Source organism: Paenibacillus lautus, from assembly GCF_050482385.1.
Classification (GTDB): Bacteria; Bacillota; Bacilli; order Paenibacillales; family Paenibacillaceae; genus Paenibacillus_AQ; species Paenibacillus_AQ lautus_B.
Genome location: NZ_JBCNHV010000013.1, coordinates 271,610 through 284,703, shown reverse-complemented (window position 1 = coordinate 284,703; position 13,094 = coordinate 271,610). Strand labels below are relative to the sequence as shown.

General features: G+C 52.7%; 8 protein-coding genes. 1 reads left to right on the top strand and 7 read right to left on the bottom strand.

Annotated elements, in window-relative coordinates:
* Positions 1–235: 235 nt before the first annotated feature.
* Complete coding sequence (locus tag ABEW73_RS17870; protein ID WP_430166715.1) at positions 236–2,536, top strand: helix-turn-helix domain-containing protein; 2,301 nt, start codon at positions 236–238, stop codon at positions 2,534–2,536.
* A gap of 148 nt (positions 2,537–2,684) precedes the next feature.
* On the opposite strand, the gene ABEW73_RS17865 is transcribed toward ABEW73_RS17870, so the two are convergent.
* The 7 genes from ABEW73_RS17865 to ABEW73_RS17835 form a co-directional block, all read right to left on the bottom strand.
* Positions 2,685–3,731 (bottom strand): glycoside hydrolase family 18 protein, encoded by a 1,047-nt coding sequence (locus tag ABEW73_RS17865; RefSeq protein WP_430166713.1) that lies wholly within the window; start codon positions 3,729–3,731, stop codon positions 2,685–2,687.
* A 21-nt stretch (positions 3,732–3,752) separates the two neighbouring features.
* Positions 3,753–6,371: a transglutaminase domain-containing protein gene (locus ABEW73_RS17860; protein ID WP_430166711.1), complete on the bottom strand. Its 2,619-nt coding sequence runs from the start codon at positions 6,369–6,371 to the stop codon at positions 3,753–3,755.
* Between the two features lie 8 nt (positions 6,372–6,379).
* A complete protein-coding gene (locus tag ABEW73_RS17855; RefSeq protein ID WP_430166709.1) occupies positions 6,380–7,402 on the bottom strand; it encodes a carbohydrate-binding family 9-like protein in 1,023 nt (340 codons plus the stop codon).
* A 63-nt stretch (positions 7,403–7,465) separates the two neighbouring features.
* Positions 7,466–8,752 (bottom strand): alpha-L-fucosidase, encoded by a 1,287-nt coding sequence (locus tag ABEW73_RS17850; RefSeq protein WP_430166707.1) that lies wholly within the window; start codon positions 8,750–8,752, stop codon positions 7,466–7,468.
* A 235-nt stretch (positions 8,753–8,987) separates the two neighbouring features.
* Entirely contained in the window at positions 8,988–10,373 is a 1,386-nt protein-coding gene (locus tag ABEW73_RS17845; protein ID WP_430166705.1) for an alpha-L-fucosidase, read from the bottom strand.
* A gap of 149 nt (positions 10,374–10,522) precedes the next feature.
* Positions 10,523–12,133, bottom strand: a complete 1,611-nt coding sequence (locus ABEW73_RS17840; protein ID WP_430166703.1) for an extracellular solute-binding protein — start codon at positions 12,131–12,133, stop codon at positions 10,523–10,525.
* A 43-nt stretch (positions 12,134–12,176) separates the two neighbouring features.
* A complete protein-coding gene (locus ABEW73_RS17835) occupies positions 12,177–13,085 on the bottom strand; it encodes a carbohydrate ABC transporter permease (protein WP_098749345.1) in 909 nt (302 codons plus the stop codon).
* Between the last annotated feature and the right edge of the window lie 9 nt (positions 13,086–13,094).

Genomic DNA, 13,094 nt, shown 5'->3' with positions numbered 1-13,094 from the left:
ACTTTTGACGTGATTCCATTGTATATTCGAAATGATCCATTGATTTATTAGTCAAGTTCTCCTAGTATTTTTAATAGGGTATCTATCTGCTTCGGCAGCATTTATGATAGCGCTATCAAATAGCGTAACGTGAAAACACAAATTGCTATTTGAAGAACCGTCTCGCGTGTGTAGAATGAGTTAGTTCCGGCTAAAAACTTAATAATCTAAAATCGTAAAAACGGGGGTTGCAGATATGAAATGGAATCACTTCAAGTCCAAGCTTCTGCTTAAATACACACTGTCCTACATCTCCATTTTTCTGATACCTCTTGTTATATTAACCATCATTATTTATCACAATGCCGTGAATACGCTCCGTTCCGAGATCGAGCAAACCAATGTCAATCAATTGACCCAGGCTAAAACCGTCATCGATGAGCGCATGAAAGAACTGCAGGACATCGCCTTTCGCATCGCCTACGATGAGCAGTTGACCCGTTATTGGACTCACCATCCTTACTACAGCCGTGAATCCATCGGGGCCTTGGTCAAATACAAAGCCACCAGCTCCATTATTGATGAACTGTTCCTGTTCTTCCGCGGAGATAACAGCATTTACTCGTCACAGGGCTTTGAGAATCTGAACGTCTTCACCGACCGCTATAAATTCAACAGCTGGAACGAAACGGAGATGGTCCGTGATTTAAACTCTGTCCCGATTCCGACCATGCGCCCGGCGGAGCAAGTGGTTCAGGGGACCAAAATCCAAAAGTCCATGCTGGCATACCTTGTGCCGATCGCACCTAACAATACGCCTGCCCACGGCACCGTCATGTACCTGATCCATGAGTCCAATCTGACCGGATTGATCGAATCCATCCTCAGCGACTACCATGGGATGACATATATATTCGATAATTACGGACAAGTGCTGGCCGCTAATCACCAAGGCGAAACCATTACCGAGCAGGAAGTCCACGCCCTGTTCGCGCTTGAGCCTGGAACCCACAGCCTTTCCTTGAACCAAGAGCCTCATTCGGTTGTATCCGTCAAATCCGATGCGGGCTGGACTTATGTCACCGCGATGCCAAGCAACCAATTTTTCAGCCGTATCGTTCATATTCGCACCTTCGTGATTCTGGTATTCTCCTTCGTCGTAGTGATGGGCACCATTCTTGCCATTATGCTGGCTCGCAGGCAATACCATCCGATTTCAGACTTGATGGAGTTCATCCGCTTGAAGAATGACCCGGAAACGTCCACATCCAGCAACGAGCTGGAATGGATCAAGAAAACACTGCATGACTACAGCCAGCGCGTCGATCTTCAAGAGCCTTATGCGCGGAATCATATTCTGCTCATGCTGCTGAAGCATGGCCATACCGGCGAATTCCCCTCCGAGTTCACCGAGAAGCTGGGCATTCGCTTCAGCCAATCTCATTATTTTGTCCTGACTATGGGCTGGGAAACGCACGCCCTGCCCATTGGCGACAATCCGGAGCGGCGGCCCGTCATGCAGTTAATGAACGATGTGGAGCTGCCGGCGTTTTCCGCCTATGCCTATGGAGTGGAGCTGCCACAGCCCGATCAGCTGGCCCTCATTGTCGGATTTGATGCCGAAACCGGGCATGAAGCGAGCCTTAACGCCCGTATGGAGCCGATCGCCCTGGCCCTGCAATCGATGGCGGGAGAGCACACGGGCGTCTCTCCTGCGATCGGGGTAGGCAACCGCTACAGTTATCCGGAGCAGCTGAATCAATCCTTCATTGAAGCATCAACCGCTTTGGAGGCTTCCATGCTGCACGGACAGGGCAGCAGCACCTTCTTTAACGCACTTTCCGGTTCCAGCGCACAGGATTCATCCTTCTGGGTCCCTAAGGATGTGCTGCTGAAGCTGGTTCAAAGCTTGAAACAGGGCAGTTACGATGTAGCGGTTCAGATGGTATCCACCGCATTGAATAACCTGAAGACGGAAATGCCGTCCGTACCGCTGCTGCGCTGTATCTGCTTCGATATTCTGAATACGATGCTGAAGACCGCGTCCGAGCTTGGCATCCATCATGTGGTCAATCAGCTTCCACGGGTCACCTCTTATGACTCGCTGGAGGATTTGGAGAAGAAGCTGGCAGGCCTTGCCGCGGAAATCTGCGCCCATGTCGAGGCGAAGAGCGAGACCGAAGAGAGCTCCCTGATGGACGAAATCGTTGCCTTTATCGATGCCAATTTTACGGACTATGACCTCAGCCTGGGCACGATCTCGTCTAAATTCTCCATCTCTTCATCCTATTTCAGCCGCTCCTTCAAGGAGAAGATCGGGATGAACTTTACCCAATACATCTGGCAGAAACGAATGGATGAGGTGATCCGGCTGCTGCTGCACACAACCGATCCATTAAAGGATATCATCACCCGGGTCGGTTACCTGGACACGCCGAACTTCATCCGCAAATTCAAGAAAGAGACGGGGTACACGCCCGGTCAATACCGCAAAATGCACAGCAGCAACGGCGCTGCTGATTCGCCGGATGAGGATGACGAAGAGTACACCGGATAACGAATTCGGATGATGGCGAAGAATAGTGAGTCGGTAGCGGTTTTGCCGCAAAAATAGAAACCTCCCCTGAGCCGTACCGTTAAGGGGAGGTTTTCGTATGTTTTAAACTCATCCGAGTTATCAGATCCACCGCGACCGCCAGCTGTTCCTATTTCCCGGCCGAGATGCTTTGAAGTCCTTGATGCATAGCGCCCAGCAGACGTTGGGTCGGGTCGCATCCATATTCCCAGAACATGATCCCGGCCAAGCCTTGTTCTTTCACATAATTGCATTTGCACTGAATCGATTCCTCATCGTCATAAGAAATCAAGCTGGAGCCGTTAAAAAGGTACGGCGCACAGGCTTCCTTGTCCCAATAACGAATGTAGCCGTTCTTGTTGATGTACTCCGCAGCCAGCTCGGCAAAGGTCGGACCATAGCCGCCTGTGCTGCCAGCCATTTGGTGAAGGCCATGGTTTCGATCCGGTACCTCATTCCATACACGGGAGTAGAATGCGGCACCGATGACTATCTTCTCCTTCGGGACGCCGGCCCGAACGAACAGGTTCACGGAAGCATCCGTGCTGATTCGGAACAGATCACCGGTCGACGTGTACAGATTCGTATGATGTCCGGTCAGAACCTGAAACCCGCCTCGCATATCATAGGTCATCAACTGGACAAAATCCAGGTACTGCTGCACCTCAGCCATCTCCGTGCCGTCTACATAGTACTGGTCAGCCCCTGCCGCAATCGTGAGCAGGTAATGCCGGCCATCCCGGGAGCCCTTAGCATCCAGCGCCTCCCGGATCGTCTTGAGCAGCAGGGTGAAATTCCGTTTATCATCCGGACTCGACCCTATGTCGGCCTCACCGTAACATGGATACTCCCAGTCCAGATCGATACCGTCAAAAGGGTATTCCTCCAGTACCCGTATGGCGGATGCGGCCATACGGTCCCTTCCGTCTTCGGTTGAGGCGGCTTCAGAGAAACCGCCGGCGCTCCAGCCGCCAACAGACAGAAGTACCGTAAGAGTCGGGTGATCCCGCTTGATGTTCCGGACAACCTCGCCATTCTTCAAATGCTCAGTGGTGATCTCATCATGCTTGACATGACCGAAGGCTACGTTCAGATGCGTTAATTTCAGCAGATCCTCATGCGTCATGTCGGGAAGAACCGAATCGACGGCGTAACCCGCTACAATATAATTCGTCATTACTCTTCACTCCGTTCCCTTCTAGGGTTGTAATATCGCGGTCGCAATCTGCAGGGCTTCCTTCCCGGTGCCGATCTTGTATCCGGAAGCCGTATAACGGATTTGATCTTGACGGTCCAGGACGAACAGATGAGGATAACCGGCTTCATGGGCTGCCGGATTCGGAATGAAACCCGACAAGGAAGCATAACTGGAATCCCGTACAAAAATGGTGCGGGCCGGCAGCTTCGGATAGCTTGCCGGATCAAAGGAAGCCGTCCATTCCGCATCCCCGATCACCAGCACAATCGGCAAGTCCAGCTTATCCAGCGGCTCGGCCAGCTCGCTGAGCTCGCGAAGCAAATGCTTGGTCGGCTCCCGCTCCGGTTCGATCCAGGCAGCGATAGCGCCCTCGGATCCCAGAAGATCCTTAAGAACGGCTTCCGTTCCATCTAATCGGGTAAGCGTACTGCCCGGCGCCAGTTTGCCCAGCACCGGAATGTCGACCGCCGTCTCACGATAGGTCAGCGCCACGCGCGCGGTGTCTCCGGCACGCACGGTAAAATACGTGAAGCGTACTCTTACCGTGCCATCCTTCAGCCGGATGCCCGATGTTAGGCGGTACGAACCCGGTTCAACCTCATACGGCTCGTCGTAAACATCCGTGCTGCCATAAGGATACACCAGCGTTTTGTATACGCCGTCTTCCAAGCGGGCGAAGGTAAAGTTCTCGGCATAGGATGCGGCCGGGGTATCCTGCGAACCTTTCGGATCCCTGAGAAATTGCAGCATTCCCCAGCTTGAGCTCTCCTGATTCCGAGAGGAGCCCAGACGGAACACCGCATCTTCCCAGCCTCCGTCATATAAGTACTGCGGCTTCTGCTCGCTAGGATGCAGTCGGGCGGGAATCCCCAGACTGCGGCATACAGCCACAAATAGAATGTCCAGCGACTGTTCGTCTCCCTTCATGAGACTGTACGTACCCGCCGGATTTCCCTTACCCTTCAGGTTGGGAAGGTCCTCCGCATAGGCATAGCCCTGCTCCAAACGCTCGGCAAGTGCGGAAGGATCCTTCCTGAATGCTGCAGTTTCCGCAGCCGTAAAGGTCTCACCGAATAGGCGTCGATACGGAACCAGCATTTCATAAGAAACCCTCGGGCACAGGATGTACTTCACGAAGGTATCTTCATCCCACTGTCCACGCTGCGAGAGCGCACCCATCAGATGATCATCCAGCGTCTGCCGGAAGGTATCAATCAAATCCTTTTCGTTCAGCGATTCCAGCAGCCGCAGCGGCCACTCGCCATATTCCCCGGAACGCTCCTTCAGGAATGCTGCGATTTCCTTGCTGTTTCCTCTGGCTTTTTGAAGGACGTCCCACACCCGCTCCGGAGGCAGTCCTGATGAATGGGCCAGTGCCAATGCCTCTTCTTCGCCCAGGAATGTCCCCTCATATTCGGTCCGGACCTTCGTTCCTTCCTCCAGACGGCGGTTATGAGCCTGGGTCTTCTCTTCGGATAACGCCGTCGCGGCGTCCCCTTCTCCTTCCGGTGGAGGAACCATATCGAAATCTACGATTCCTGACGACTGTTCGGATGAATCAAGCACAAGCTCGATATGTTCGCCGTCTTGGGCCTTAAACAGAGCTTCACTCCACTTGCCGCCGCTGACCGCACGAACCAAGAGGTCGCCATAACCGGTCTTAAAGGAAGCCTCTCCTTGCTCATCAGTCTTGATTTCGGCGATCGGATAAAATTCAGCCATATTATACAGTTCAAATCGAACGCTTGCGCCGGATACGGGCGCTCCCTGCCGATCCTTCACACTCACGTAAAGGGTGCGGGCCGGCGCATAGTTCTCCAGCAAATTAATCTCTGTAAATCCCTTTTCATTGAGGGTAATATCCTCCGGTCCGGGATAATCGGCAAAAATTCGTGTATTGATCAGCATCGCTCTGCGGGCTGGCGGACTGAACCAGCCTTGATTCAGGCGGGCTTCCGGTTCGCATGCCCCGATGTAATACCACTGGCCGTCCGCCCATGCCTCCACCCAGGCATGGTTGCTATCGCAATGCGCCCAGCGCGGCGTATAGACCTGACGCGCGGGGATGCCAATGCTTCGAAGAGCGGCCACCGCCAGCGTGGACTCCTCGCCGCAGCGTCCGCGTGCGTTCCGAATCATCGTCAGCGGCGAAATCGTCCGCAGATCGCTGCCGATGTAGGTCGCCTTCTCATGACACCAATAATTGGTCTCCAGAATGGCCTCCGCCATGGATAGCTTCGCGGTCCGTTCAGCCAATTCGTTGTAGAGAATGCCGCGGAAATCCTCAATATTCTCCGTATTAACCCGGTAAGGAAGCACAAAATGCAGGAACAGATGATCCGGCACGCGCTCGCCCCAAGGCACGCGCTTACGGATGTCCAGGGCTTGGCGCACATGATTCAAGAACAATTCTCCATCATAGTCGGCCATGTCGTTCACCGGCATGTAAGCAAACAAATATTTCAGGGCCCAAATCTCTTCATCGGTCAGTTCCTGCTCCAAAACATGAAACAGCTTATCTTTGCGCGCTTCCGCAAAGATGATCTTCTCCTGAAACTTTTGCTCGATCCGCTCCCGTGTCTGCGAATCCAGCGAGAACACCGCGGTTTGGCTGGTCATCCTAGCGTTCACTCCCTCCATAGCTTTCCGTCTTCCCGAATGCAGATTAGAGCCGTGCCGTCCGATGAAGGCGCGCTAATCTGGAACAGGCTGCGAGTCGTTTCAATCACAGGCTGGATGCTCCATGCATCGTCGCCCATGAGCTGCTTCGTGTCCTGCGTAAATTCACCATGGGCTTCATAGTAATTACGCTGCCGGTAATAGAGTCTGCGCAGCTCCCATTTGATCCGTTCGTCTTCCGGAAGCGTAAACGGCTGTTGCTCCTCGCCACCCGCGAACACAACGTAACCCCACAGCTCCGGGTAATGCATATTGATGATGCCCATCGGCGACCATACCCAATTGTCCTCCGGAAAAGGCTTGCCTGTCTCCGGATTCAGCACCTTACGGTACTCGCCGTCTTGCACTTCGGTCTGCCATTCCACGCGCGAGAAGTTGACGCGCCAGAACTCACCTGGCGCAGGGCGGCGGCCACCTTCGGCACATTCCTTGAGACTAGTCCAAGGAATCGCCACCTCCACACTCCATTTCCGGTTGTCGGCGCCAGGACGGTTCAGCTCCCCATCGATAAATACCGCCGTCTTAAGACCGCTGATATCCCAGCCGTTGACCGGAGGTCCGCCATCCCGGTACGGTTTCACGAGCAGCAAGTCCCACACCGTGTTCAAGGCATTAATTTCGAATTCATAATATTGATGGCTGTCTCCGTCCGGATCAATGAATATTTCAAAGTCATTGTCATAGAAAATAACCGAATCGCGTTCCGTCAATGTCGCCCATATCTGATCCTCGATCAACTCGGCTGCAAAATAAAAATAATCGTCGTCCCACAGCATTTTGACCCGGGTCCGTTTCCCCGGCTTCGGACGAAGATCCCCTTCAATATCAACGAAATCATCGGTCCACTCCGCCGCATCCCAGAATGCCTTATCCACGCGGCCATCCAGCACGAGCGGCTGCCCCGCACGCTTGCATAAATAATGCTTGGGAGCATACTCAATCCTCGGCTCCGGCACTCCACTTCTGTTCATGTCATTCTCTCCGCTTCATAAGGGAGGGTAAGCACTTATCAAGCACGTCCCTCCCCGTGATGGTTAGTTATGCGTGACAACAGCTCCCGAGCCGCCGTACATCTCCAGCTCCTCGTCAAACTCCAGCTTAAGAACCGTCACCTGTTCATGCGCGTCTTCAGGAGTCATCTTGATCCACGTCGTCCCCGGGATGTTGAACCAAGGCACGCCCCCATGAATCTCGTGCGTAAGCTCCTTGCCCGAATGCAGCACGGTAATTTTCTTGATCGGGTTGCACAGCCCCTTAATGCACACATTCTCTTTCGGAGCGTCATAGACAAACAGGTACAGTGTCTTTCTGTCCTCGGAAATCGTGCTTCCCCCCAGATAATAGCGGGTCATAATGCCCTCACCCGTTCCGAATACAGCTTCCTCATGGGTACGGATCCACGCACCCAGCCCAAGCAGAATGTCCTCCTGCCTTGGATCAATGGTGCCGTCTTCGCGCGGACCGATATCCAGCAGCATATTGCCGCCCATCGAGATGCAGTCGCAGAACATCCGAATGATCTGGTTCAAGGATTTGTATTTATGATCGGTCGGCACGTAGCCCCACGAGCTGTTGATCGTTGTGCAGAATTCCCACGGTCCCTCCGGTCTCGTGATCGGAATGCCCTGCTCCGGCGTTTTATAATCACCGTGGCCCTGCAGCCGTGAGTTGATGATGATATCCGGATTGAAGGATTGCAGGTAATGCTTGAACTCCGGCAGATTCCACTGCTCGGCACTTCGCTCCCAATCGCCATCAAACCACAGCAGATCCACTTTCCCGTAATTCGTCAGGATCTCCCGCAGCTGGTTGTTATTAAACTCCAGAAATTTCCGCCATTTCTCCTGATCCTGAACACCGTCCACGGGACTGGTGTGCGGGTTGACGCCGCTGAGATCCTCCGGCACCTTGCCTCCTTCGAACACGCTCGGATAATCCGGATGCGACCAATCAATCAGAGAGAAGTACATGCCCAGGTGAATCCCCCTCTCCCTGATCGCTTCGGCATACTCCCGCACGATGTCTCGATTGGCCGGTGTCCGCTTGACCACGTTGAGATCGCTGTACTGCGTATCCCACAGTGCAACACCATCATGGTGCTTCGTTGTCAGCACGGCATACCGGGCACCGGATTTCTCGATCAAATCCGCCCATTTCTCCGCATTGAATTTCGATGCCGTAAAACCGTCCAGCTGCTTCATGTACTCGTCGTACGTGATCCTCCCATTGTAGAAGGACCAGGATTCCGAGACTCCGTCCACGGCATAAATGCCATAGTGAATGAAGATGCCCAGCTTGGCTTCTTCGAACCATTTCTGCATATTTGTCCCCACCTCTTCATGAAGTCGTTATAAGTGAAAAATACGTTTATGAGGTTGTTCAAAAAGTCACGAAGCGAATCAGGAAGCAACTCGGCATCGAATCTTGAATTCAGCCGGGCCTTCCGGTGCTCACGTACCCAAAACGTACGCTCCGCTCCTCAGCCCCTAGCTTCATCCAACCTTCTCGGTACTGAAAATCGACCTTTTTGAACACGCACTTTATACAACCCGCCTCTTAACGAAACCGCAACACATGCGCAATCGGGGCCGGTCCCTGACGTTCCTGATCCGGAAGACGGACCGCAACGCCATCGTCCGTGCGACGATAATCGAGCGCCTCCTGACCCCCGACGAGATCAATGCGGCTGAACGCCGTCTGAATCGGAATGTGCAGCTCTTCAGGAACAGCATCTTGTTCATTTCGATACAGATAGATGGCATAGGTCGTATCGTCTTTTTGGGTAAACTGGACGGCCCCGGAGGAATACGGCTCGCAGATACGCGTGCCATAGATCGCCTCTCCATAGACTTTCAGCCATGCCCCCATGCCCTTCATTCGTGAAATAGCCGTCTCGGGCAGCCTACCGTCCGGCTGCGGACCCACATTGAGCGCCAGATTTCCGCCTTTGGCCACGATCTCGACCAGCAGATGAATGAGCTGACGCACCGTTTTATAACGATCCTCGTAGCGGAAAGAGAAGGAAGTTCCCATCGTGATACAGCTCTCCCAAGGCACATGAAGAGCACGCTCAGGGAGGGTCTGCTCCGGCGTAATCAGATTCTCGTAAGGCCCGCCGACCGTGCGGTCCGCCGAGAGGAGCCAAGGCTGAATCTCACGCGCTTTCTCTACCACTTCACCTAGCCGGATATTCTGATCACGATAATCGTTCACCCAGCCTGCATCCAGCCACAGCACATCAATGCGGCCGTAACGGGTCATCAGCTCCATGATCTGCTCATGGGTAAACTGGACAAACTGTTCCCACAGCCACGGGTATTTCTTCGGGTCATAGCTAGGACCGCGTGACGTAAAGCTTCCCGCCTCCATTCCCGGCGCCCAGTAGTATGGCGTATGCCAGTCAGCCTTCGAGAAATAAGCGGAGATGCCGAGCCCTTTGGCACGAAAAGCCTCAAACAGCTCCTTCGTGATATCGGCGTGTTTATGCGTATGGAACGGACAGTCGGGACCCGTGACACGGTAGTCGGTCGTATGCGTGTTCCACATGCAGAACCCGTCATGATGCTTGGTTGTAAAGTTCAAATATTTGAAGCCGTTATCGGCTGCCAGGTCAGCCCACAGATCAGGCTGAAAGCGAAGCGGGTTGAAGGTCTTGTTCAGATCAAAATACTGCCGCTTAAGCTCCTCTGCATCGATATCCCAGTCAATGCCGTCACGTGACCAATCCGCGTCTTTATCGCTCAGTGCCCATGATTCAACAAGACCCAACTGGGAATACGGTCCCCAATGCATCATCAGGCCCAGCTTCTGGTCCTTGAACCATTCCAGGCGCTCCAAAAGCAGCGGATCCTCCGGCTTGACCCATTTGTCCTCACTGCTGAAATTGTGCACGCCCTGCTCCACTACTGCTTGCTCTTCCTCTACCAGCTTGTTCTCCGACATGGTGTACCTCCAATAGTCATTTGTTGATAACGATATCTTTGAAGACCGCTTGGAACAGGTTTGCCTGCCCCTTAAAAACAATAGCCAACCCCCGGTCATGAATCGAGACCGGGATACGTTGGCTCTTTGTTTTTCATCTATGCATCTGATTATTGCTCGGCATTCCAGCGATCGTATGCCCCTTGATAAAGCTCGACGAGACGGTCGCTGCCCATTTTCTTAACTTGTGCAACGTATTTATCCCAATTTTCAAGCGGCTCTTGGCCTGTAACGAATTTCGCTTCCATCTGTTTTACATACGTTTCCAAATCGGACAACAGCGCAGTCGCCTCGCTCTGCTCTTCATTCGTCAAATAAACGTTAGGGAATGGCGATTTTCCGATTGGCACCAGCTTCTCTTGATTCTGCTGATCGATCCACTCATCAAATTCAGTGCGAAGACCTTTCGCAACATCCGGATCATTGACGCCTGGTGTCAAAATACCGTAGTTCGGCGTGATTTTGCCGCGATACTCCTCACGATCTCCGCCGCCTGGAACCGGGAGCCATTCTTTCACGCGGTTTGCCTCATCCTTGAATTTCCACAACGTGCCTTCAGGCCCTTGGTTAAACAACGTCGCGCCTTCATAGCTGTACAGATAATCGATCCAGCGCATGGTCGCTTCCGGAGACGGGTTGCTGCTCGAAATGGCGAATGTGCCTCTTGCCGACATACCAGGGTGCATGCCGTATACAGGAGAATCGGCGATTTCACTCTTCACTGGCGTCATGAGCGGATGCTCGCCGCTAGGTTCGCCACCGAGCGTGAAGTACGCATGGTAGTCGTTAAACAGAGCCAGCTGATTGTTTTCTCCCTTGGCTTTTTTCTGATCGCCTGTTTGCGAGAAGGTTTCATGATCCAGCAGTTCTTCCTTCCACAGACGGTTCATGAACGTCAGATAGCCTTTGTAACCTTCTTCCTGATAAGGGTAGTGTACTTTCCCATCCTTGTCAGAATAGATGCCTTCGTTGTACATGCCCCAGAAGCCGAAGAAGTACATGCGCAGGTCATCCAGCTTGACGGAAGTCAGCGGAATCTCGTCTTTCTTTCCATTTCCGTTAGGATCTTCTTCCTTGACGCGTTTCAAGAATGTATATAATTCCTCAGTAGTCTTAGGTTCGGACACGTTTAGCGCTTTTAGGAACTTGCCGTTGTACCACATCGGGCCTCTGTACCATACGGCGGCCTTGTCGACGAACGGTAGGGCATAGATATGTCCGTCCGGGGTCGTGAAGGATTTGCGGACATCCGGGTTCTCGTCAAAAATCTTTTTGATGTTCGGTGCATAACCTTCGTCAATGTACTTCTCCAGCGGAATAAGGATCCCTTGGGTGCCGTAAGTCACCTGCTCAGCCGGCTTCAGGTCTGCCGCATAGAACATATCGGGCAAATCGCCACTCGCAAACACCAGATTTTTCTTCGTTTCAAAGCTGTCAATCGGAGAAAGCTGATATTCCAGCTTGATGCCTGACAATTTCTCCATCTCTTGTAGTACGGGCATCGTATTCCAATCGGCTACACCGGCATCCTGTGACATGACCGTCAGCGTGATCGGCTCATCCACAATCGGGAAACCTTCCTTTTTTACCCCTTCCGTGCTGGCCGTCCCGGACGGTGCTGTAGCAGCGCCGTCTCCTTTGGGTGAACCACAGGCTGCAAGCATGGTTGCTGAGAGGGTGAGGCAGAGTAAAATAGATGATGCCTTACGAAGCTTTTTCATGACAACAACTCCCCTTTTTTGGTGTGGATTGTATGGTTTAAGATCAGCCCTTAACGGAACCAATCATAACACCCTGCACAAAGTAACGTTGAAGGAACGGGTAAACAGCAATAACCGGAAGTGTCGCAACGATAATGACCGCATATTTGACCAATGCGGCAATTTCCGCTTTGGAATTCATCGCTGCTGCGGACGAGGCGTCAATCGCCCCGCCGCCCTGTGCCGCCATCTCCTGAAGAACCAGGATTTGACGCAGGAAGAGCTGCAGCGGGTACTTCGCGGCATCGTTCAGATAAATCATGGCACTGAAATAGCTGTTCCAGTGGCCGACTCCGTAGAAGAGCGCCATGACGGCAATAATCGGCATCGAGAGCGGCAGTACGATTTTGATGAATAACCGGAAGTTCGTACAGCCGTCGATATGGGCAGCTTCCTGCAGCTCCTTCGGAATGGTCGATTGGAAGAACGTCCGGGACACAATAATATTCCATATGGACGCAGCTCCCGGCAGAATAAGAGCCCACATGCTGTTGACCATGCCAAGATCCTTAACGAGCAGGTAACTCGGAATCAGTCCCCCGCCGAAAAACATCGTAACCAGAAACACCGCCATAAAAAATCCTCTGCCCACAAAATCAGAACGGCTGAGCGCATAGGCTGCAGGCAGCGTGACAATCAGATTCACGATCGTACCGATCACTGTATAAATAATCGTGTTCTTGTAGCCAATCCAAATGTTGGCGTTCTCAAACACTCGGGCATATCCATCAAAAGTGATCCCTTTCGGAATCAACCACATTTCACCTGAGCTTACGTACTTCGGATCACTGATGGAGGCACTGACAATGTACAGCAGCGGGTACAGTACGATGACAAGCGCAATCGTCAGATAGATGTAGTTGCATAGCAGGAATAATTTATCCCCTTTGCTTTCCCTTACCGTGGATGACATATGTTATTC